27 protein-coding genes are annotated in these 23,266 nt (G+C 38.3%); all 27 read left to right on the top strand.

Features of this window, described 5'->3' with window-relative positions:
• Positions 1-60 precede the first annotated feature (60 nt).
• The 27 genes from NLW78_RS07705 (at position 61) to aroH (ending at position 23,257) form a co-directional block, all read left to right on the top strand.
• Positions 61-1,041 (top strand): YpdA family putative bacillithiol disulfide reductase, encoded by a 981-nt coding sequence (locus NLW78_RS07705; protein ID WP_254496473.1) that lies wholly within the window; start codon positions 61-63, stop codon positions 1,039-1,041.
• Between the two features lie 9 nt (positions 1,042-1,050).
• Positions 1,051-2,007 (top strand): asparaginase, encoded by a 957-nt coding sequence (locus NLW78_RS07700; RefSeq protein WP_254496472.1) that lies wholly within the window; start codon positions 1,051-1,053, stop codon positions 2,005-2,007.
• 149 nt (positions 2,008-2,156) lie between these two features.
• The gene (gene sleB / locus NLW78_RS07695; protein ID WP_254496471.1) at positions 2,157-3,260 is read left to right on the top strand and encodes a spore cortex-lytic enzyme; all 1,104 of its coding nucleotides are present in this window, start codon (positions 2,157-2,159) and stop codon (positions 3,258-3,260) included.
• An 18-nt stretch (positions 3,261-3,278) separates the two neighbouring features.
• Complete coding sequence (ypeB, locus tag NLW78_RS07690) at positions 3,279-4,625, top strand: germination protein YpeB (protein ID WP_254496470.1); 1,347 nt, start codon at positions 3,279-3,281, stop codon at positions 4,623-4,625.
• 107 nt (positions 4,626-4,732) lie between these two features.
• On the top strand, positions 4,733-5,416 hold the full coding sequence (locus NLW78_RS07685) for a flagellar brake protein (RefSeq protein ID WP_254496469.1): 684 nt from the start codon (positions 4,733-4,735) through the stop codon (positions 5,414-5,416).
• 33 nt (positions 5,417-5,449) lie between these two features.
• The gene (locus tag NLW78_RS15660; RefSeq protein WP_367617663.1) at positions 5,450-5,605 is read left to right on the top strand and encodes a DUF5359 family protein; all 156 of its coding nucleotides are present in this window, start codon (positions 5,450-5,452) and stop codon (positions 5,603-5,605) included.
• A 97-nt stretch (positions 5,606-5,702) separates the two neighbouring features.
• On the top strand, positions 5,703-6,392 hold the full coding sequence (gene cmk / locus NLW78_RS07680; protein WP_254496468.1) for a (d)CMP kinase: 690 nt from the start codon (positions 5,703-5,705) through the stop codon (positions 6,390-6,392).
• Positions 6,392-6,976: a lysophospholipid acyltransferase family protein gene (locus NLW78_RS07675; protein ID WP_254496959.1), complete on the top strand. Its 585-nt coding sequence runs from the start codon at positions 6,392-6,394 to the stop codon at positions 6,974-6,976. Before cmk ends, NLW78_RS07675 begins: the two co-directional genes overlap by 1 nt.
• An 86-nt stretch (positions 6,977-7,062) precedes the next feature.
• A complete protein-coding gene (gene rpsA, locus NLW78_RS07670; RefSeq protein WP_254496467.1) occupies positions 7,063-8,199 on the top strand; it encodes a 30S ribosomal protein S1 in 1,137 nt (378 codons plus the stop codon).
• 15 nt (positions 8,200-8,214) lie between these two features.
• On the top strand, positions 8,215-9,237 hold the full coding sequence (gene fni / locus NLW78_RS07665) for a type 2 isopentenyl-diphosphate Delta-isomerase (protein WP_254496466.1): 1,023 nt from the start codon (positions 8,215-8,217) through the stop codon (positions 9,235-9,237).
• An 82-nt stretch (positions 9,238-9,319) separates the two neighbouring features.
• A complete protein-coding gene (locus NLW78_RS07660) occupies positions 9,320-9,916 on the top strand; it encodes a YphA family membrane protein (RefSeq protein ID WP_254496465.1) in 597 nt (198 codons plus the stop codon).
• 106 nt (positions 9,917-10,022) lie between these two features.
• Positions 10,023-11,333, top strand: a complete 1,311-nt coding sequence (gene der, locus NLW78_RS07655) for a ribosome biogenesis GTPase Der (RefSeq protein ID WP_254496464.1) — start codon at positions 10,023-10,025, stop codon at positions 11,331-11,333.
• A gap of 17 nt (positions 11,334-11,350) precedes the next feature.
• On the top strand, positions 11,351-12,388 hold the full coding sequence (locus tag NLW78_RS07650; protein ID WP_254496463.1) for an NAD(P)H-dependent glycerol-3-phosphate dehydrogenase: 1,038 nt from the start codon (positions 11,351-11,353) through the stop codon (positions 12,386-12,388).
• Positions 12,389-12,451: 63 nt separating this feature from the next.
• Positions 12,452-12,715 (top strand): stage VI sporulation protein F, encoded by a 264-nt coding sequence (locus NLW78_RS07645; protein ID WP_367617662.1) that lies wholly within the window; start codon positions 12,452-12,454, stop codon positions 12,713-12,715.
• Between the two features lie 207 nt (positions 12,716-12,922).
• Positions 12,923-13,120: a DUF2768 domain-containing protein gene (locus NLW78_RS07640; RefSeq protein ID WP_254496462.1), complete on the top strand. Its 198-nt coding sequence runs from the start codon at positions 12,923-12,925 to the stop codon at positions 13,118-13,120.
• A 16-nt stretch (positions 13,121-13,136) separates the two neighbouring features.
• Complete coding sequence (locus NLW78_RS07635; RefSeq protein ID WP_254496461.1) at positions 13,137-13,868, top strand: YphF family lipoprotein; 732 nt, start codon at positions 13,137-13,139, stop codon at positions 13,866-13,868.
• Positions 13,869-14,013: 145 nt separating this feature from the next.
• Positions 14,014-15,492 carry a stage IV sporulation protein A gene (gene spoIVA, locus NLW78_RS07630; RefSeq protein WP_254496460.1) on the top strand — a complete coding sequence of 493 codons (1,479 nt, stop codon included), beginning with the start codon at positions 14,014-14,016 and terminating at the stop codon, positions 15,490-15,492.
• Between the two features lie 354 nt (positions 15,493-15,846).
• Positions 15,847-16,119 carry an HU family DNA-binding protein gene (locus tag NLW78_RS07625; RefSeq protein WP_254496459.1) on the top strand — a complete coding sequence of 91 codons (273 nt, stop codon included), beginning with the start codon at positions 15,847-15,849 and terminating at the stop codon, positions 16,117-16,119.
• A 152-nt stretch (positions 16,120-16,271) separates the two neighbouring features.
• Positions 16,272-16,505, top strand: a complete 234-nt coding sequence (gene mtrB / locus NLW78_RS07620) for a trp RNA-binding attenuation protein MtrB (protein ID WP_254496458.1) — start codon at positions 16,272-16,274, stop codon at positions 16,503-16,505.
• A 92-nt stretch (positions 16,506-16,597) separates the two neighbouring features.
• On the top strand, positions 16,598-17,371 hold the full coding sequence (locus NLW78_RS07615; protein WP_254496457.1) for a heptaprenyl diphosphate synthase component 1: 774 nt from the start codon (positions 16,598-16,600) through the stop codon (positions 17,369-17,371).
• A 3-nt stretch (positions 17,372-17,374) separates the two neighbouring features.
• Positions 17,375-18,085 carry a demethylmenaquinone methyltransferase gene (locus NLW78_RS07610; protein ID WP_254496456.1) on the top strand — a complete coding sequence of 237 codons (711 nt, stop codon included), beginning with the start codon at positions 17,375-17,377 and terminating at the stop codon, positions 18,083-18,085.
• A 24-nt stretch (positions 18,086-18,109) separates the two neighbouring features.
• Positions 18,110-19,081: a heptaprenyl diphosphate synthase component II gene (hepT, locus tag NLW78_RS07605; protein ID WP_254496455.1), complete on the top strand. Its 972-nt coding sequence runs from the start codon at positions 18,110-18,112 to the stop codon at positions 19,079-19,081.
• Positions 19,082-19,178: 97 nt separating this feature from the next.
• Positions 19,179-19,625: a nucleoside-diphosphate kinase gene (gene ndk / locus NLW78_RS07600; protein ID WP_254496454.1), complete on the top strand. Its 447-nt coding sequence runs from the start codon at positions 19,179-19,181 to the stop codon at positions 19,623-19,625.
• Between the two features lie 79 nt (positions 19,626-19,704).
• On the top strand, positions 19,705-20,478 hold the full coding sequence (locus NLW78_RS07595; protein ID WP_254496453.1) for a CheR family methyltransferase: 774 nt from the start codon (positions 19,705-19,707) through the stop codon (positions 20,476-20,478).
• A 180-nt stretch (positions 20,479-20,658) separates the two neighbouring features.
• Positions 20,659-21,825 carry a chorismate synthase gene (gene aroC, locus NLW78_RS07590; protein ID WP_254496452.1) on the top strand — a complete coding sequence of 389 codons (1,167 nt, stop codon included), beginning with the start codon at positions 20,659-20,661 and terminating at the stop codon, positions 21,823-21,825.
• Positions 21,825-22,901, top strand: a complete 1,077-nt coding sequence (gene aroB / locus NLW78_RS07585; RefSeq protein ID WP_254496957.1) for a 3-dehydroquinate synthase — start codon at positions 21,825-21,827, stop codon at positions 22,899-22,901. Before aroC ends, aroB begins: the two co-directional genes overlap by 1 nt.
• A complete protein-coding gene (aroH, locus tag NLW78_RS07580) occupies positions 22,895-23,257 on the top strand; it encodes a chorismate mutase (protein ID WP_254496451.1) in 363 nt (120 codons plus the stop codon). The genes aroB and aroH overlap by 7 nt, the downstream gene beginning before the upstream one ends.
• Positions 23,258-23,266: the final 9 nt, after the last annotated feature.

The raw sequence follows: 23,266 nt of genomic DNA, 5'->3' as shown, positions 1-23,266 counted from the left end.
TTTGTTTATTACATATGATGATATAGATGTCATTTAACATATTAGGGGAGTTGAAAAACCATGCAAGAAGAGCAAGTGATTATTGTTGGTGCAGGACCATGTGGTATTTCTGCTGCACTTGAACTGCAAAAAATTGGGATTAACCCCTTGCTTATAGAAAAAGGAAATGTTGTAAACTCTATTTATCACTATCCGACTCATCAAACGTTTTTTAGTTCAAGTGATAAATTAGAAATTGGAAATGTTCCTTTTATATCAGAAAAACAAAAACCGGTCAGAAACGAAGCGTTAACATATTACCGGACAGTCGCTCAACGAAAAAACATTCGTGTTCATTCGTACGAAAAAGTGACGAATGTTCATAAACAGGACAATGAATTTATTATTCATTCAATAAAACAAACTGGTGAAGAGAAGGCCTATCGTGCTAAGTTTGTGATCATAGCAACAGGTTATTACGATCAACCAAATATTCTAGGTGTTCCAGGAGAAGAATTAGCGAAAGTATCACATTACTTTCATGAGGCACACCCTTATTTCAACCAAAATGTCGCTGTGATCGGCGGAAAGAATTCCGCTGTTGATGCTACGTTAGAATTAGAAAAAGCTGGAGCGAATGTCACTGTCCTATACCGAGGAAGTGAGTATTCAAAAAGTGTTAAACCGTGGATCCTCCCATTATTTGATTCGTTAGTTCGACATGAGAAAATTAAAATGGTATTTAATGCGGAAGTATTATCGATAACGGAAGATAAGGTGTATTATGAAGTAGATGGAGAAGAGAAAGCTATTGATAATGATTTCGTATTTGCGATGACTGGCTACCATCCAGATCAAAGCTTTTTAACCAAAATGGGAATTGAAATCGATCAAGAGAGTGGAAGGCCTCAATTTAATCCGGATACAATGGAAACGAACATTCCACAGATTTTTGTCGCGGGTGTGATTGCCGCAGGCTATAATAATAACGAGATTTTTATTGAAAACGGCAGATTTCATGGTGGTTTAATTGCGAAACGTATACGCGAATTGACGAAGTAAGGGAGAGAGATGATGAAAAAGGTCGTACTCATTACAACAGGGGGAACCATTGCTAGTGTACCAAATGAAGCGTCAGGTAAATTAACCTCAGGCGCAATGACTGGGGAGGAACTAGCAAAAATTTGTAACTTACCGGAAGAAATTGAAATTCAAGTTGATTCATTGTTCCAAAAACCGAGCATGCATCTTACATTTGTGGACTTAAAACAATTACAAGAACGGATTGATTTTCATTTTCAAAGTAATGATGTTTCAGGAGTTGTCGTTACCCACGGAACGGACTCGTTAGAAGAAACAGCCTACTTTCTTGATTTAACCGTTCAAGATGATCGTCCAGTTGTAGTCACTGGCTCACAGCGTTCACCCTTAGACTTAGGGAGCGACGTTTTTATTAATTTACGACATGCAATTTATACCGCATGTTCTGAACAACTTGTTCGCGTGGGGACAGTTGTCGTATTTAATGAGCGTATATTTGCAGCAAAATATGTGAAGAAAGAACATGCCTCTAATATACAAGGTTTTAATGCATTTGGTTTCGGGTATTTAGGAATTATTGATAATGATAAAGTACAAGTGTTTCAATTGCCTGTCAAAAGGGACGCATATAAACTTAAGAGGGCAATACCAAAGGTGGATATTGTGAAGACGTATATGAACATCGACGGTACTTTTATTAAAGCTGCAAGAGAAAATGGAGCAGAAGGAATTGTTATAGAAGGGGTAGGGCGGGGGCAAGTCTCCCCATTTATGATGGAAGAAGTGGAAAAAACTATAAACGCTGGTGTTACAGTCGTCATTACGACTAGTTCGGAAGAAGGTGCCGTTTATACAACATATGATTATGAAGGCAGTGCGTACGATCTTGTTAATAGAGGAGCCATACTAGGAAGTGATTATGACAGTAAAAAGGCCCGCATTAAGCTCGGAGTATTGTTAGCCTCGAATGAATCCGTTGTCTTTTAAACATTTTTTGATTTTCTTATTTCTCTGATCACACATTTCATAGAATTCCGTCCCGCCTCTTGTGAGGTGGGCTTTTTTTGTATAAAAATAGTGATTCAACAAAACATATAAAGGAAATCAAGTTGTTTTTACTAACAGGAGGAATCGCAATGAAAATGAAAATGTTTATTTGTTTCCTATTAACCCTGTTGTTTTTGTCAATTATTCCTCTATCTCATTTTGATAAGAATAATACATCAGAAGCATTTAGCCCTCGTATTCTACAAAGAGGATCCTCTGGAGATGACGTTATTGAATTGCAGGCTAGACTGCAATATATCGGTTTTTATCACGGTGATATTGATGGCGTATTTCAATGGGGAACATATTGGGCTGTACGGAACTTCCAGAAAGAATTTGGTCTACGGAAAGTAGACGGTTTAGTTGGTGAGAAAACGAAAGAAATGTTAGAACGTGCAACAGAATACCATAAGGATTGGGTTTTTAAGCAATTACGTGAAGGTAACGAATTCACCCATTACGGTGGTATGGCACTTGAAAAGCAGACAAAACGAAAAATTGATTTAAAGAAGAATGTCCCACTGAAACAAAACGAAACGACACCACAGCAAAATGACCAAGGTATTCAAAAGAAAAACAATCAAGGGTCAGACCAGCCCAATAATCAAGGTGCAGAACAACAACCAAACAATCAAGGAACGGAGCAGCCAAATAACGAAGGTCAAGAGCTACAACAACAACCAAACCAAGGAACAGAACAACCCGGTGATGCTGGTGAACCAAATGTTCAACAACAGCAGAACAATGGTGGGGCAGACGATCAGACTCCCCCGCAAAACGAAGAGCAAGGGAACGAAGAAAGTCCTGAACCTGCTTCACAAAACATTCCAAATGGTTACTCACAAAATGATATTCGGTTAATGGCAAATGCGGTCCACGGTGAGGCAAGAGGAGAGCCTTATGTAGGAAAGGTAGCGGTTGCGGCGGTAATATTAAACCGTGTCGAAAGTGCTACATTCCCTAACACAGTATCGGGAGTCATATTTGAACCAAGAGCTTTTACAGCTGTTTCTGATGGACAAATATGGTTAACGCCAGACGATACTGCACGACAAGCGGTTATCGATGCAATTAATGGTTGGGACCCATCCGGTGATGCTCTATATTACTATAATCCAAGAACTGCTACATCCTCATGGATTTTTTCTCGACCACAAATTAAGCGAATCGGTCAACATATCTTTTGTAAGTAGTTGGAAAGGAGTGACATCATGTTTCGCTGGATAATCATCTCGGTATTATCAGTACTTGTAATCGGTGTGGCTGTCTGGGGTTACCAAGAGCACCAAGAAAAGAATGCAATATTAATCCAAGCTGAGAACAACTATCAGCGAGCGTTCCACGATCTAACATACCATATTGATTTAATACACGATGAAATTGGTACAGTTTTAGCTATGAATTCGGCAAGCAGCCTATCTCCTCAACTTGCTGAAATATGGCGTTTAACATCTGAAGCCCATTCAGAAGTTGGGCAATTACCCTTAGCTCTCTTACCTTTTAATAAAACAGAAGAGTTTTTGTCCAATATAGGAGAATTTTCTTACCGTACTGCGGTAAGGGGACTGGATGATGATCCCCTTACTGATGAAGAAGTAAAAATGTTGGAAAGCTTATACCAGCAATCTGGAGAAATCCGCAGGGAGTTACGGCAAGTACAACATATCGTATTAAAAGAAAACTTACGTTGGATGGATGTCCAAATTGCATTAGCGACTAAAGATAAACAAGCGGATAACACGATCATTGATGGCTTTCAAACAGTTGAAAAGAGTGTAGAAGAATATTCCGAAGGATCCATGCAAACCGAACTGACAGGAATATTAAATAAGAAAGAAGAAGGAAAAATTGAAATAAAAGGTAAGAAAGTGAATGAAGACGACGTCAGATCCATCGTAAAAGATGTGTTTGATTTAGAACAGAATACAAACGTAAAAATAACGTCCACCGGTGATGGGGCGGATATCAAAATGTTTTCTGCCTCCTTTGACGAAAACGGAAAACATGGATATTTAGACATTACAGAAACAGGTGGATATATTATTTCGATGATACAAAATCGAGATTTAAAAGAACAATCTTTAAGTTTACATGATGGAATGAATAAAGCCTCTTCTTTCTTAAAGAAACAAGGCTACGACAATATGGAAGCATTTAATAGTGTGCAATTTAACAATGTAGGGGTATACTCTTTTGTATATACACAAGATGGGGTGAAAATTTACCCGGATTCGGTTCAAGTTAAGGTCGCCTTAGATAATGGGGATATTATTGGTATATCAGCTAGAGAGTATATCGTAAATCACCATGACCGGGATTTGGATGAACCGAAGCTAACAAAAGAAGAAGCAATGGCGAAAGTAAATCCGAATGTAGAAATTCAAGAAGACGGAATGGCAGTTATTGTGAATGATTTAGGTGATGAAGTACTTTGTTATGAATTCTTCGGTACATTAGGTGATGAAACATATAGAATTTACATTAACGCTCAAGACGGATTTGAAGAGCAAGTAGAAAAAATGAAACAGACAGAAATAAACTTTGAACGAGCAGCGTAATCAGAAGCGGACTTGTGTTAATCAAGTCCGTTTTTTATCTTTCTCTTTCCTTCCTTTTTTGTCATAATAAAATCATATAAACCGTTTTTTTAGGAAGAGGGATTTCATTGATTTATGTAGGCGCCAAATTAACGTTAGCATTAGCTCAAGATGATTTTCGGGACCGACAACCATTTACAACTGAAATTGTAGATATACATGACCAAACGCTTCATATTGAGTATCCAGTCAATCCAGAGACCGGTAAGCCGGAGTTTCTTTTTACTGGAACAGAATGTATCGCAAAGTTTCTTGGGAAGGATGAAGCGGTTTATACTTTCCGAACGGAAGTAACAGGAAGGGGAAATGAACAAGCACCGGTACTTCATATGTCGTATCCAGGTGATGACCAGCTCATGAAAATCCAAAGAAGGAAATTTCTTCGGGTTCCTGCAGAGTTAGATGTTTCTGTTCGAGATTCTCATCAAACATTCTCTCCTTTTACGACTAAAACAGTGGATTTAAGTGGGGGAGGTTTAGCAATTGAGACTGGCCATACACCGTTTATTCAAAAAGGATCTATAATACACGTATGGCTCGTACTGCCATTCAAATCTAATGAATATCATTACATTAATGCAAGGGCAAAGGTTGTTCGCATATTTTATGATACAGACGAGAATGAAACGGTGGAGTACGCCTCTTTACAATTCACCGACATTATCGAACAAGATCAACAAGAAATTATTCGGTATTGTTTTGAAAAGCAATTGGAAAAACGGGGCAGGAAGTACAATATCCGGAATAATTAAAAGAAATGAGGAAAAGATAAGGACAAAAAAAGGATGGTCATAGTGAAAAAGTTGGAACGCATCCTGAACTTGTTTCTCATTTGTCATGCTATTTTACTCTTGATTACCCAATGGGTTTTATTAAACACAGACATAAATATGTATTTCAATCCAATTTATGAATATATAGGAGTATTTGAAGGGGAATAATAGCATCTTTTCCATCAATATGATATGATTTTGTAGACATAATAGCAGGGGGAAACCTGCTTTTTCTTTGTTTAGGAGAAAACAAGGAGGTACATACATGAGCAAAGGGAAAATTGCGATTGCCATCGATGGCCCCGCTGCTGCGGGAAAAAGCACAGTGGCAAAGATTGTAGCAAAACGATTAACGTATGTGTACATTGACACAGGTGCAATGTACAGGGCTATTACACTGAAGGCGTTGCAAACAGGTGTAGATGTTGAAGACGAAGAAGGGTTGAAAGAATTGCTCCTTAATACGAACATATCCTTCCGTCAATCTGAAGAAGAGCAAATTGTGCTACTTGATAATGAAGATGTGACAACAGATATTCGAAATCAAGCGGTAACAACACAAGTATCTATTGTGGCAAAACACCGTAGTATTCGAGAAGAAATGGTCAATAGGCAAAAACGGTTAGCAGAGCACCGGGGAGTCGTCATGGATGGAAGGGATATTGGAACCCATGTTATCCCTGATGCAGAAGTGAAAATCTTCTTAATTGCCTCGGTAGAAGAGAGAGCATTACGACGACATCATGAAAATGTAAAAAAAGGGTTTCCTTCTGACTTAGCACAATTAAAAGACGAAATTAGCCAACGAGATAAACTTGATTCACAACGTGAGGTTGCCCCATTAATTAAAGCAGATGATGCGATTGAAATTGATACTACGTCACTTTCGATCGAAGAAGTAGCTGATCGCATCCTACTAATCGCAGATGAAAAACGAACGAAGATAGGTGATTAATTTTGTTATACGGATTAGGAAAATTTATTTGTTCCATTATTTACCGGTTTTTATATCGAATAGAAGTAGTAGGTAGAGAGAATATACCAAAAAAAGGTTCTGTTATTGTTTGTTCTAATCATATTTCTAATTTGGATCCTCCGTTAGTAGGAATCACTTGTCCTAGACCTGTTCATTTTATGGCAAAGGAAGAATTGTTTCATAAAAAAGGGATTGGGTGGATATTGCGAAATGTAAAAGCATTTCCTGTAAAACGGGGCATGCGGGATCGTGAAGCATTGCGAAAAGCGCTAAATGTATTAAAAGAACAAGAAACATTAGGACTTTTTCCTGAAGGAACAAGAAGTAAAACTGGCGAAGTAAAAAAGGGATTAGCTGGTGCTGGCTTTTTTGCCCTACGTTCTGATGCTGTTGTGATTCCATGTGCAATCATTGGACCTTATGAAAAATTTAAAAAGCTGAAAGTGGTTTACGGCAAACCTGTTCAAATAGAGGAATTACGGGAGCAAAAGGCTTCGGCACAAGAAGTCGTTGATGTTATCATGGGTGACATTAAAAAGTTAGTAGATGGACATAAAAGATGATCGCTTACCGCTTGACAAAAAGCGATAAATATTAGAAGTTAGAAAAAAGGATTTTTGTTTTTGACGGATTGAAGGAGGGCTAATGAATGGAAGAAATGAACCAAGGAACACAATTAGCAGTTGGGGATGTTGTAACAGGAAAGGTAACTAAGGTAGAGGATAAACAAGTTTTAGTCGATGTTGGCTATAAATCAGATGGCGTTGTACCTATTAGCGAATTATCCAACGTACACGTTGAAAAACCGTCGGATGTTGTTAAAGAAGGTGACGAGGTTACGTTAAAGGTGAAAAAAATAGATGATGAGAATGACGAACTTGTTTTATCAAAACGTGCTGTCGAAGCTGATAAAGCATGGGAAGAATTAGAACGTAAACTTGACGATGGTGAAGTGTTTGAGGCTGAAGTAAAAGAGGTAGTAAAAGGCGGATTAGTCGTTGATGTAGGATTACGTGGATTTATTCCTGCCTCTCATGTTGAAACGTTCTTTGTGGAAAACTTAGAAGAGTATAAAGGCAAAACATTAACGTTAAAAGTGATTGAGTTAAACCGTGAAAACAACCGGGTGATTTTATCACATAAAGCAGTCGTTGAATCCGAACAAGCGACACAAAAACAAAAAGTGTTACAAAACATTGAAGCAGGGCAAATACTGGATGGCGTTGTTCAACGTACGACGAACTTCGGTGCTTTTGTTGACATTGGTGGCATTGATGGTCTTGTTCATATATCACAACTTTCCCATGAACATGTTAACAATACAACTGATGTCGTTGCTGAAGGGGATAAAGTAAAGGTGAAAGTTTTATCCGTAGATCGTGATAATGAACGAGTTTCTCTATCATTAAAAGAAGCACAACCTGGTCCATGGAGCGGTGTAGAAGGTAAAGTGAAACCTGGAGAGATTGTGGAAGGTACTGTGCAACGCCTTGTTAATTTCGGTGCTTTTGTGGAAATCTTACCTGGTGTAGAAGGCCTTGTTCATATTTCCCAAATTGCTAACCGTCATATTGGTACTCCACAAGAGGCACTGAAAGAAGGCCAAAAAGTTAAGGCGAAAGTACTAGATGTTGATGTAGACAGTAAACGTTTATCATTAAGTATAAGAGAAGTTGAAAATGATGAAAATAAGAAAGAGATTGAACAGTACACCAAGGAGCAAGAACAAAGCACCTTTTCTCTTGGAGATGTAATAGGGGACCAATTAGGTAAATTAAAAAAATAATTGAGGTTATAAATGATGGATCGTATACAAAGAAAGGTATCACATATTGAACAAGCGATAGCTCAACAAACAGATACGTTCAGTAGTTTTGATGAAATGGATATTGTCCATCAAAGTCTTTCAAACATAAATTGGAAAGATATAACGTTAAATGTAAAAAGTGGCGAGCTTTCATTAAGTTCGCCACTTTTTGTCAATGCAATGACCGGTGGCGGTGGACAGAAAACTGAAAATATAAATCGTTCACTTGCAGAAGTAGCCAAAGAAACAGGCATAACAATGGCAGTAGGGTCACAGATGGCGGCTTTAAAAGACAGTGAACAGACCAAATCATTTCAAGTAGTTCGACAGGTAAATCCAGATGGTGTTATATTTGCCAATATCGGAAGTGAGGCGACAGTAGACCAAGCGAAGAGGGCGATAGATATGGTTGAAGCAAATGCCCTTCAAATTCATTTAAATGTTCTACAGGAGCTTATAATGCCTGAGGGTGACCGGACATTTTCGGGTCGGTTACAAAATATTGAAGACATTCGCAAGCATGTGGATGTACCTGTAATCGTAAAAGAAGTGGGGTTTGGTATTTCGAAAGAAACAGCAAGACAATTAAGAGATATTGGCATAGACTATATCGATGTGAGTGGAAAAGGTGGAACCCGTTTTTCTGAGATTGAAAATCGTCGTCGTCAAACCCCTGTTGAGGCGTTCAATCAGTGGGGAATTCCGACAATAGTAGCCGTTAAAGAGGTTAAAGCTGTCTATTCGGACAAATTCGTGTATGCCTCAGGTGGTGTACGTCACGGTCTGGATGGTGTGAAGGCCATTGTTGCCGGGGCAGATATGTTTGGTATGGCAGGACGGTTATTGAAAATTTTATTTCATGAAGGAGCCGCTTCACTAAAGCAGGAAATTGAAACCATCCATGAAGAAGTGAAAATTGCTATGGTGACATTAGGAGTAAGCCGTGTAAAAGACTTACAAAATGTCCCCCATGTTTTTTATGGAAGGACAAAGGAATGGCTAGACCAGCGCCGTTAAAAAAGACACGTTAATCGTGTCTTTTTAAAATGGTTTAATGATCCGTCTTGTTAGTTATACTAACTAACGGTAGGTGTTGACAATGACAAGCGGAATTTTTTATTGGATTGCATGGATGCTATGGATTGTGTTTTTCTTTCTGTTTGTGAAACAGAAACATCGATTTTGGTACTCTATTGGGGTCTTATTGTTAATAATAAGTACAAATTGGTACATAACTGTCGGGGATATTTATTTGTTTATCCCTTTATGCTTTGTTTTGTTTTATGGCATGTTTTTAGCTGCTTTCAACAGAGTGAAAACGAGTACACTGATTGTGGCGATTAGTATAAGTTTCGGATATTGCGGTATGAAAATATGGAATGACTTAAACGCTGTATGGCTTTTTGTATCAAGTACCGTTTTATCTGTTCTATTAGGTTATATATGTTTAGCTATATTTGTGAAAAATCCAGTTGAGAAAGCCGCAATATGGTTTATTAGCATATCATTCGGAGAAATGCTTTACGGTATGATTCAGTATGCTTACGGTTTTCCAACCTATATAGGCAATTATACATATTTACTGGACGTCGTTTTGTTTGTGAAGCTGATGATCGTAATCCATGTCGTTCAAACATTTCGTTCAAGGATAAATCGACTATTCACACATTCTAAGCGTGGAAGAATGGGAGTATGACGAGAAAACTTTGTTTATTTATTCCACGTTTGCTAAAATATAAAAGTTAAAATAAGTTTTTAACAACTAATATACGTTGTATAACATAAATAAAGGATGGACTGATATGCGTAAATCGACTGTTGCTATTGTAGGAAAGCCAAATGTCGGAAAATCAACAATTTTTAACCGATTAGTTGGGGAAAGAATATCGATTGTGGAAGATGTTCCAGGTGTGACAAGGGACAGAATTTATTCTGAGGTAGAATGGTTAAATAATAAATTTAACCTAATTGATACAGGGGGGATTGAAATTGGAGATGAACCTCTGTTAGTACAAATGCGCCAACAAGCGGAAGTGGCGATTGACGAAGCGGATGTCATTATTTATATGGTTGATGGACGTCAAGGGATTACAGCTGCAGATGAAGAAGTAGCCAAAATGCTTTATAAATCTAACAAACCGATTGTTCTTGCTGTTAATAAGATGGACAACCCACAAATGAGAGAAACGGTATATGAGTTTTATTCACTAGGTTTTGGTGAACCGTTCCCAATATCGGGTACACATGGATTAGGATTAGGGGACTTATTAGATGAAGTTGTGAAACATTTCCCTGAACGGGAAGAGGAAGAGATAGATGATGAAATAATCCGTTTTAGCTTAATCGGGCGACCAAATGTCGGGAAGTCATCGCTCGTCAATGCTCTGTTAGGGGAAGAAAGGGTTATTGTAAGTGACATTGCAGGAACAACACGCGATGCAATTGATACCCACTATGAAAAAGATGGCCAAGAGTTTGTTATCATTGATACTGCAGGTATGCGGAAAAAAGGAAAAGTTTATGAGACAACAGAAAAGTATAGTGTATTAAGGGCATTAAAGGCCATTGAACGATCCGATGTTGTCTTAGTTACACTCGATGCTGATACAGGTATTATAGAACAGGATAAGCATATCGCGGGGTATGCACATGATGCGGGAAAGGCTATTGTTATTGTCGTAAACAAATGGGATGCGATTGAACGGGGAGAAAAGACGATGAAGGAATTCGAGGATAAAGTACGACAACAGTTTCAGTTCCTCGATTACGCACCAATTGTTTTCCTGTCCGCAAAGACAAAAAAACGCTTACACACGTTAGTGCCAAAGATTATTATTGCAAGTGAAAACCATACAAAACGTGTACAAACGAATATATTAAATGAAGTGATAGTCGATGCACTGGCAATGAATCCAACTCCTTCAATAAAAGGAAGAAAGTTAAAAATATTGTATGTAACCCAAGTTGCTGTAAAACCGCCAACATTTGTCGTATTTGTGAATGACCCTGAATTGATGCACTTTTCCTATAAACGTTTCCTTGAGAATCGAATTCGAGAGGCATTCGGTTTTGAAGGTACACCAATTAAAATTTACGCGAGACAAAGGAAATAAGGTGAGGGGGAAAGAAGATGAAAAAAATTGCCGTAGTAGGAGCAGGGAGCTGGGGAACTGCCCTATCTTTAGTGTTAGGTGACAATAAACACGACGTGCGGCTATGGACTCATCGTCGTGAACAAGCGGAAGAAATTAATCGTTCTCGTCAAAATAAAAAATATTTAAATGGTGTGACTTTACCGGACAATGTTACAGCACACTTTGATATGGAACAAGCATTAGTAGACGTGGACGCCATTGTTCTTGTTGTTCCAACAAAAGCGATGCGTGAAGTATGTCAAGAAATAAGCCAACTGTTAAAACAATCAGTAACTATTATTCATGCTGCTAAAGGGATTGAACCTGGAACATTCAAGCGTGTTTCAGAAATTATTGAGGAGGAAATTCCGTCCCATTTACATAACGGAGTTGTCGTACTATCAGGACCAAGTCATGCGGAAGAGGTTGGTTTAAGGCATCCAACAACCGTAACCGTATCCTCACATAATTTAACGGAAGCGGAGGTTGCTCAAGACCTTTTTATTAACGAACATTTTCGGGTTTACACAAATCCAGATATTATCGGTGTTGAACTTGGAGGAGCTTTAAAAAATATTATCGCTCTAGGTGCTGGTATATCAGATGGATTAAACTATGGGGATAATGCGAAAGCAGCCCTCATTACACGTGGATTAGCGGAAATTGCTCGGCTAGGTACTTCGTTAGGAGCGAACCCACTAACTTTCTCTGGTCTTACAGGAGTAGGGGATTTAATTGTCACGTGTACGAGCTCCCATAGCCGAAATTGGCGGGCCGGAAATATGCTCGGAAAAGGTTTTAAATTAACAGAAGTTTTAGAGGAAATGGGAATGGTTGTAGAAGGAGTACGTACAACGAAAGCTGCCTATCAACTAGCGAAGGCTCAAGGGGAAGAAATGCCTATTACTTCTGGTATTTATCACGTACTCTTCAACGAAGAAAATCCGAAGGATGTAGTGGACCGACTTATGACAAGAGGCCGGACACATGAAATGGAAGACCTATCAAATATTTTAGGTGGAACAAGGTCATAAACTCACACCGAATGCCCCCTTGCATATACTATTACGAACAGTATTGACAAGGAGGTAAATCTTGTGGGTAAAGATTTTGAAAAGAACGTATTTGAGCATATAGAAAATAAAGCAAATATGAATACAAATGACATATTTAAAATAGCTGATTCGGTAAAAAATGCAGACTTCTCTGATGAAAAAACGGTTCGCCAATTAGTACGTCGACTGGCGAAGATGGCAAATAAACCATTGCCGAAGGAGAAGGAAGATCAAATTGTAGAAATGGTTACAAAGCAAAATGTGCCAATGGATATGAATACACTACAAAATATGTTTAAGAATTAATGCTGCTTGGGCACATGATGATACAAACGGTTTTCAGTTAGCATAAAATAAATCGCAGCAACTAATCATAACGAGTTGCAAGGATGGGAATATTTAGTCAAGCCGAGGTGTATGGCCCCTTCACCTCGGCTTTTATATGCTAACCTTTCGCTGGATATGGTATAATATGTTCGGTTATTTTCAGCCAAAGTAAAGGAGCGTATATTAATGTCTGTTGGAATGCTGAAAATGTATATATCTTTTGCCGGAATGATTTTCATGTTTTTGGCAGTTGGATTGATTTTATTGAGTAGATACAAGCTAAAAGGTATATTAAGTGGTGTTGTTGGCCTAATTGCCTATTTATGTTTGATGGCTTCTGGTCTTATTATTTTCTATGTCGTCTTTAGTGGACCATCAACATGAGCATGGAGGATGAAGTATGTTAAAAAGAAACATAATCATGATGTTGACTATAATGTTTACCCTTACTGGATGTTTATACCCACAAGATCGCCTTGAAAAAAATCAAGTGCCAAATGACATCCAATTAAACTCGGTACAAGAGGCGATTGATACATATCGTGAACGGAATAATGGTTGGCTTCCTATTAAAACGAGAGACAAAGATACAGAAATATTTTTAAAGTATCCCATTCATTTTAAAGACTTGAAGGAACAAAATATTATTCCTTCAACACCAGGCAACGCTTTTGAAGAAGGCGGCCCTTATCAATATGTAATTATTCATCCAGAGGATCAGCCAACTGTAAAGTTAGTGGATTTAAGACTTGCTAATTCCCTTCGTCAGCTGGCGACAAAACTGGAATTTTATCGTAATAAACATTTGTATCCCCCATTTGGAGATTCAGTTGGACCCGGCATATATGAAATTCATTACGAAAAGTTAGGTTTGGATCAGAAGCCTTTTGTCGTCAGTCCATTTACAGGGAATAACCTTCCTGTTTTAATCACAACGGAAGGAAATTTAATTATTGATTATCGAATTGATCTTTACGATGCTTTACAAACGTACGAACATGAATACAATAACGGTGATGATATTCGGTATTTATTAACTGATCATAAACCGTTTGTCCCTGCATATTCTGTACCATACACTGTAAAAGATGGGGAGCCAATTTTTGCTCCTAACCTTACAGAAGTACAATGACACCTTTTAAAGGTGTCTTTTTGTATTTTTATAAATTTAAGTCATATTTTGATAGGACAACGTCATAGACTTTTAGTGTCACAGAATTGTAATGTCTGGTTGTCTTTATTGTTTCATTGAAGTATACGGATCGGGAGGGGATCTTTTGGAAAGAGTCGATATTTTTAAAGACATATCAAAACGTACAAATGGAGATATCTATCTCGGCGTCGTCGGTGCGGTAAGAACAGGAAAATCTACTTTTATTAAAAAGTTTATGGATTTAGTTGTCTTACCGAACATAGACGATGAGGATGAGCGAGCAAGAGCACAGGATGAACTTCCTCAAAGTGCAGCTGGAAGAACGATTATGACAACAGAGCCAAAGTTCATTCCAAATCAAGCGGTTACCGTAAATGTAGACGAAGGATTGGAAGTGAATGTTCGTTTAGTGGACTGTGTCGGGTATACCGTAAACGGTGCGAAGGGTTTTGAAGATGAAGATGGCCCACGTATGATTCAAACACCTTGGTATGAAGAGGCTATTCCTTTTCATGATGCAGCAGAAATCGGTACTCGAAAAGTTATCCAAGACCACTCAACGATAGGGGTCGTTGTTACAACAGATGGAACGATCGGTGATATTGCAAGAGAAGACTATGTAGAAGCAGAAGAAAAGGTAGTATCTGAATTAAAAGAAGTAGGAAAACCATTCATTATGGTACTAAACACAGTTCGGCCTCACCATAAAGATACAGAGCTGCTACGTGAAGAGTTAAAAGAGAAATACGATATTCCTGTTGTTGCTCTAAGTGTGGAAGAAATGCGTGATCATGATGTGTATAACGTATTGCGTGAAGCATTATACGAGTTCCCGGTTTTAGAAGTAAATGTAAACCTTCCAAGCTGGGTAATGGTGCTAAAAGATGGCCACTGGCTAAGAGAGAAATATGAAGACGCCATTCAGGAAACCGTGAAGGATATTAAACGGTTACGCGATGTCGATCGGGTTGTCGGTCATTTTTATGATTATGACTTCGTAGATCGTGCTCAACTAGCGGGAATGGAAATGGGAGAAGGAATTGCTGAAATTGACCTGCATGCCCCAGATGAACTATATGACCATGTGCTAAAAGAAATCGTTGGGGTTGAAATTAGGGGAAGAGATCATTTGCTAGAATTAATGCAAGATCTTTCCCATGCGAAGCGTGAATATGACCAAGTAGCAGAAGCCTTAAAGATGGTTAAACAGACAGGGTATGGAATTGCTGCTCCAACATTAGAAGATATGGCGTTAGATGAGCCTGAAATCATTCGTCAAGGATCTAGATTTGGGGTTAGATTAAAAGCTGTTGCTCCTTCAATTCATATGGTGAAAGTGGATGTGGAGTCTGAATTTGCTCCAATTATTGGTACGGAAAAGCAAAGCGAGGAGCTTGTTCGATACTTAATGCAAGACTTTGAGGAAGATCCTTTATCCATATGGAATTCAGACATATTCGGTCGTTCATTGAGCTCTATCGTTCGCGAGGGAATTCAAGCGAAGCTCTCCCTCATGCCAGAGAATGCACGGTATAAATTAAAGGAAACATTAGAGAGAATTATAAACGAAGGAAGCGGTGGGTTAATCGCGATTATCTTATAAAAGCGGCTATGCCGCTTATTTTTTTTGTCTTTTTTGATGGAATTTTGATAGTACTGCTGTAACAAATCAAAAAACGGTGTGAAAGCGCTTAAAGTATTGTTGTTGCAACACTTTATCTATATGTGTTACCATTTGGTTGTGATTGGGGATAATAGGAAAAACAAACAAAATGATGAATAATTTTAGCTAATTATATTGAATTTCGTTGAAAATTCGTTTAAGATAAGGCTTGTCATCAGTATTTCTGTTGATTTCTATGAATAATTTTTATGTGAATTGTTAAGTAATGGAGTAATAGGGATTATACTTCTATTATTCCAAGTTACAGCCCATTTTTGGGAGGAGGTGAAAGACATGAACAAGACTGATTTAGTAAACACAGTTGCTGAGAAAAGTGACTTGTCTAAAAAAGATGCTTCTAAAGCTGTTGATGCTGTCTTTGAATCCATCGCGGACACACTACAAGAAGGTGATAAAGTTCAATTAATTGGCTTTGGTAACTTTGAAGTACGTGAGCGCGCTGCACGTAAAGGACGTAACCCACAAACTGGTGAAGAGATTGAAATCCCAGCTAGTAAGGTACCAGCGTTTAAACCGGGTAAAGCCCTTAAGGATGCTGTGAAATAAGCGAATACATAGGGCTAGTTTACAAGAAAGGGGGGTTCGCCCCCCTTTTTGTTATGTCTAAAGATAATATTCATAGATTATCTACTTAACTAATGATAAAATAGAAAAGTATCATAGGTAGTATGAAAATACGTTAAGGAGGAACTACGTAGATGAGTTCCAAATCGCCAACTGATTTTTTTGTCATAAAAGCTTTAGAAGATGGTGTGAACGTCATAGGTTTGACGAGAGGGTCGGATACTCGGTTCCATCATTCTGAGAAGCTTGATAAGGGAGAAGTCATGATTGCCCAGTTTACTGAGCATACATCAGCTGTAAAAGTAAGAGGGAAAGCGTATATACAATCAAGTCATGGTGAAATACATACCGAGACAGAGGAGGCATAAACTCTGTCTTTTATTTTAATACATATGGTAAAATGATGGCTGTGTGCCCATAATATACTTGAAGAAGGTTGGGAAGGGTAAAGGTGGTTCTTTTGAGCATACATAACGAAATATATGAAATAAAACAAAAGATACATGGGCGAATCAACCACCCATACATGTCCGAAAAGGTCGATCAACCAAGTATTTCTGAAGATAAAATCTTTTTCTTGAAATTGTTCATTGAGGAATCAATTAAAGGTGTTGACTATAAAGAAACGTACTTGGTCGCAACCATGTTAATGCAAATTGCCATGGACACTCATGACCAGGTGCCGGAACAATTAGCTTCAGAGGCATTCCACAAACAACAACTAACCGTACTAGCAGGAGACTTATATAGTGGTCTTTTTTATGAAGGACTGGCACAGTTGGAGGATGTATCGTTAATTCAAGCATTAGCGGGTGCTGTACGGGAAATGAATGAACGGAAAATGACCGTGTACCATAACCAATTCCATAAACTTGAAGATCTTTTATGTGAGGTGCGGGAAATTGAATCCATGCTTATAAAAAAGGTGGCAGAGTATTTCCAAATGCCAGATATTGTGGAAATTATGAGTGACTGGTTACTTATAAAGAGATTACAAGTGGAAAGTGAACATAATCATCAGAAAGATTTTTCCCCTCATTTAACATTTACCCTTGGAGAAGAACGACTAAGTTTAGGTGGTAAAGTTCGTCCGCTCATTCATGAAAAAACGAAAGAGCTGACAAGTAAAGTATACGAGCAAGTTCAAAACTTGCACAATGATCATATTAAAGGGAAATTGTTAGAATGGTTTCATGGATTACCATCTCAAGAAATATTACTGGAAGAAGGGTAGCAAATGGAGCGGCAAACGAAATCAGCTAAGGTTCATCACGTATTTGAAAAAATTTATAAAAAGTATGACAAAATGAATTCCATTATATCTTTTCAACGTCATAAGGCGTGGCGAAAAGATGTTATGAAAAGGATGGACGTTCAGAAAGGTGCTAAAGCACTCGATGTATGTTGTGGAACAGGTGACTGGGCTATATCATTAGCGAGAGCAGTAGGAACATCTGGAGAAGTGGTTGGTTTAGATTTTAGTGAAAATATGTTATCAGTAGGTCGGGAAAAGGTGAAAGAAATGAACTTAGATTATGTATCTTTTGTTCATGGAGATGCAATGAACCTTCCTTTTCCAGACAACACGTTTGATTACGTGACGATTGGTTTTGGTTTACGTAACGTCCAAGATTATGCTAAGGTATTATCGGAAATGGCTCGAGTTGTCAAACCAGGGGGCAAGGTCGTTTGCTTAGAAACATCACAACCTACACTACCTGTTTTCAAGCAATTATATTATGTTTATTTTCAGTTTGTGATGCCTTTATTTGGGAAGGTGTTTGCAAGGAGTTATGAGGAATATAAATGGCTCTATGATTCAGCTAAAGACTTTCCAGACCGTTTTACATTAAAGACCATGTTTGAAGAAGCAGGCCTCAGTAATGTTCAAGTGAAAAGTTATACAGGCGGGGTTGCTGCCATGCACTTAGGCGTAAAACCAAATTAGAACAAAGTATAAAAGGTGACTTTCATGAAATTGTCTACAAGCTATTACTTTCTAAAAGATGATATTAACAAAATTGATAAAGAGCTACTCCATATTATTCAGGCGGAGCACTCAGTATTGCGTGCAGCTTCAACCCAGTTACTTCAAGCAGGAGGAAAACGAATTCGTCCTGTTTTTGTTTTGTTAGCGGCTCAGTTTGGGGAATACAACTTCGAAAGAGTGAAAAAGGTTGCTATAGCCCTTGAACTTATCCATATGGCAACCCTCGTACATGATGATGTTATCGATGATGCGCAATTGCGACGGGGGAAAGAAACAGTGAAATCGAAATGGGATAACCGGGTTGCGATGTATACTGGCGATTTTATGATTGCACGTGCTTTAGAGGTTCTTTCCGAAGCAAATAGTGCAAAAGCTCATCAAATTTTGTCCCGCGGAATCGTAGAAGTTTGTCTTGGTGAAATTGAACAATTAAAAGACCAATACAATGTAAATCAAAACATTAGAACGTATTTACGTAGGATTAAACGAAAAACAGCTCTTCTTATTGCCATAAGCTGTCGTCTTGGAGCTGCGGCAAGTGATCTTGATGAAAAAAGTGAGCGTGCTCTATTTCGATACGGGTATTATATTGGCATGTCTTATCAAATTATCGATGATATCTTAGATTTTACATCAACTGATGAGGAGCTGGGAAAGCCTGCAGGCAGTGATTTGATGAATGGAAATATTACGCTTCCAGTTTTATATTTAATGCGGGATCAAACGTTCAAAGATAAACTGGAGAAAAAATTATCGAAACGGCAACATGTAGGAAAAGAAGATGTCAAAGATATCATTGAGGAAGTAAAGACGAATAACGCAATTGACTACGCTTATGAAATTAGTGATCGTTATTTACAAAAAGCATTTCAACAGCTTGATCAACTGCCCGATAACAGGGCTAAAAACGCGTTAAAACAAATTGCAAAATATATCGGAAAAAGAACTTCGTGACAACGTTTTCAAGAAAGAATTGTAAATTATCTTAATTTTTGATAAAATTTTAAACGGTTTCAAAAATATAATCAACAATGTACAAGGGGTGTAACAGATGGAGAAAACGTTCATAATGGTCAAGCCAGACGGAGTTCAACGAAATCTAGTTGGGGATATTGTTGCAAAATTTGAGAGAAAAGGGTTTCAGCTTGTTGGTGCTAAACTGATGCAAGTATCAAAAGAGCTTGCTGAAGAGCATTACGGTGAGCATAAAGAAAAGCCATTTTTTGGTGAATTAGTCGATTTCATTACTTCTGGACCTGTTTTTGCGATGGTATGGGAAGGTGACCAAGTGATTTCGACAGCAAGACAAATGATGGGAAAAACGAACCCTGCTGAAGCACTTCCTGGAACGATTCGAGGAGACTACGGTTTAACAGTAGGAAAAAATGTCATTCATGGATCTGACTCACCTGAAAGTGCTGAACGTGAAATAAATTTATTTTTTAATGAAGAAGATGTCCTTACATACAAAAAAGACAACAACGCATGGATCTATTAAAACCAGCTAATTAGCTGGTTTTTTTATATGGTTTAGTAGGCTATAATTGTAGTAGGAATTATATTAAGGAGCCGATAAGATGAATGGGGATTATGATCGCTTTATCAACAATATATACGAAAAATCCAACATTAATCTACGTTTGTATAAACAGACACAAATGTTCCGTCGTTTAACAACGTTGCGAGATAAAAGAGGCTATCATACTTTCGGGGATTATTATCGGGCTATGTTACAAGATGAGGAATTATATGAAGAATTTTTAAATCGAATTACGATTAACGTATCTGATTTTTTTCGAAACCAAAGGCGCTGGGAAGTATTAAAGCAAAACGTATTTCCCCGGCTCGCGAAAAATAGTCAACGTATAAAAGTATGGAGTGCGGCATGTGCAGCAGGTGAAGAACCTTACTCATTAGCCATGATTGCCGACCACTCCGGTATTTTAAAGCGTACAAGTGTATTAGCGACAGACTTAGATCAAGCGGTTTTAGCGAGAGCCCGGGAAGGGGTTTATACGAATAAATCATTACGTGAGTTACCATTACCCTTTAAGGAAAAGTACTTTGAACAATTGGGAGATCGATATTACGTATTACCTAAGTTGAAAAAGCGGGTCACTTTTAAAAGGCATAATTTACTTGAAGATGACTATGAACAAGGATTTGATTTAATTGTTTGCCGGAATGTTTTTATTTACTTTACCGATGAGGCAAAACATATAATCTATAAACAATTTAGTAAAGCGTTACGATCAGGTGGAGTATTGTTCGTTGGAAGTACCGAACAAATTGTAAATCCCCAGAGATATAACTTGAAACCGACGGAAACATTTTTTTATGAAAAGTGTTAATCCAAAGTCGGTTTTTTATTTTTTTAATAACTCTTTAACACTTAAACGCTTTACTGTGGTATAATAATTTGTAAGTTAGAAAATTCATATTTTTCTCTTATATCTCCTTTAAAACTATAGGCATTTAATATATGATATAGTAATACAAAATAACGGAAGACTAATTGGAGGTTATTACATATGCGATATTTAACAGCAGGTGAATCACACGGAAAGCAATTAACAACAATTGTTGAAGGAATTCCTTCTAATTTGCCATTACTGAACGATGATATAAATGATTCGTTATTAAGAAGACAAAAAGGTCACGGTAGAGGTCGCCGTATGCAAATTGAAAAAGATCTTGTGGAAATCAAGAGCGGGGTTCGACATGGTTATACATTAGGTTCCCCTATTACTCTTGTCATAAATAACGATGATTTCACACATTGGCGTAACATCATGGGTGAAGACCCACTTCCGGAAGATGCTGAAACAAAACGACAAATTTCACGTCCCCGTCCTGGTCATGCTGATTTAAATGGGGCGTTAAAATACGGCCATCGTGATATGCGTAACGTATTAGAAAGATCTTCAGCTCGTGAAACAGCAGCGCGAGTAGCAGCAGGTGCAGTAGCAAAGAAATTGCTTTCTGAGTTAGGCATTGAAGTAGTTGGTTATGTAAGAGAAATCGCAGGTATAGTGGCTGACGACTACGAACACTTGCCATTAGAAGAAAGAAAGCAAATTTCAGAAGCCTCACCTGTAAGAGCGTTAAACGAAACAAAGGGTAAAGAAATGATGGATGCAATTGATAAAGCAAAAGAAGACGGAGATTCTATTGGCGGCGTATGCGAAGTTGTTGTAGAAGGCCTGCCAGCTGGGATTGGTTCATACGTTCATTACGATCGTAAATTAGATAGCAAAATTGCCGGTAGTGTTGTTAGTATTAACGCGTTTAAAGGGGTCGAATTCGGAATCGGATTTGAGGCAGCTCGACGTAACGGTAGTGAAGTACACGATGAAATTGCATGGAACGAAGAGCGCGGTTACTATCGGAAAACAAATCGTTTAGGTGGTCTGGAAGGTGGTATGACAACAGGAATGCCTGTAGTTATACGTGGTGTTATGAAGCCAATTCCAACTTTATATAAACCACTTATGAGTGTCGATATTGATACGAAAGAGCCGTTTAAGGCGAGCATTGAGCGTTCTGATTCTTGTGCTGTTCCAGCCGCTGCTGTTGTTATGGAACACGTTGTCGCTTGGGAAGTAGCGAAAGCTTTATGTGAGCAATTTACCCATGATCAGTTCGCCCAACTGAAAAGAGCATTAGACGAATATCGTGAGGAAGTTAGGTGTTTTTAATGCAAACCATTCCGATCCATACAGAGCAACATCATTACAATGTATATATCGGGGAAGGATTGCGTCATCAATTAGCAAATTTTTTACCGAAGTCTTATAACCGTGTGTTTGTAATTACCGATGATATCGTTAGCAAGCTATACTTACATGACGTTCAAGTGGGATTACCTAGTGATAGTCACGTTTCCACTTTCGTAGTACCAGCTGGTGAGCAATCGAAAAGTTTTGAGCAGTTTGAAGGGATCCATACCGCAGCCATTAAGTCAGGACTCGACCGGAACTCTCTTATCATTGCATTGGGGGGAGGCATGGTTGGTGACTTAGCAGGGTTTATTGCATCAACTTATATGCGGGGGATTGATTTTATTCAAGTACCAACTACAATATTAGCTCACGATAGTAGTGTTGGTGGGAAAGTGGCGATTAACCACCCATTAGGGAAAAATTTAATCGGAAACTTTCACCAGCCTGTAGCTGTCATCTATGATATGGAAACCCTAAAATCATTACCTACCGCAGAAGTCCGTTCAGGTATGGCAGAGGTTATGAAACACGCCTGGATAAGTGATGAAAAATTTTTACATGACTTGCTTCAAAACGAATCATTACATACTCAACAATTAGCGGATGCCATCGTACAAGGGATAAAAGTGAAAGCTGCCATCGTGTCTGAAGATGAAAAAGAGAGCGGAATTCGAAAATATTTAAACTTTGGTCATACGTTAGGTCACGCCATTGAATCAGAATTAGGGTATGGGAGAATTACACACGGAGAAGCGGTAGCAGTTGGGATGTTATTTGCCTTACATCTCAGTGAGAAATATAACAACATTACGTTGCCGACAAAAGAATATCAGGCGTGGTTACGACGATTACAGTACCCATTAGGCATCATAGAGGAATTACCGGTTGAAGGAATCGTTGCTCGAATGATCGGAGATAAGAAAAATCGTCAAGGGGAAATTCATATGGTGCTATTAGAGAGTGTAGGGAAGCCAAAGATTGTCCCATTTAAAAAAGACCAAATCCAATTTGAATTGACCCGTTTCCAAGAAGGGATGAAACATATATGTTAAGAGGAATACGAGGGGCCACAACAGTAGAGAGCAATAACTCAGAAGAAATACTGCGTGTTACGGAAGCCCTTATAGCCGATATGGCTAAACAAAATGACGTCAGCCCAGAGCAAATATCGTCCGTTATTGTATCGATGACTCATGATTTAAATGCTACTTTTCCTGCGAAGGCCATACGTTCAATTGATGGGTGGAAATACGTTCCGGTCATGTGTACACAAGAAATTCCTGTGCCTGGCAGTATGGAAAAATGCATTCGAATCATGATGAATGTGGAAACAATGAAGCGACAAGATGAAGTGGAACATATTTACCATGAAAGAGCAAGACAACTACGACCCGATTTAACAAATTAGAGGTGAGGA

Source organism: Salirhabdus salicampi (assembly GCF_024259515.1).
In the GTDB taxonomy this organism is placed as follows: Bacteria; Bacillota; Bacilli; order Bacillales; family Alkalibacillaceae; genus Salirhabdus_A; species Salirhabdus_A salicampi.
The sequence above is the reverse complement of the archived record's forward strand: the minus strand, read 5'-3'. Positions and strand labels throughout refer to the sequence as shown.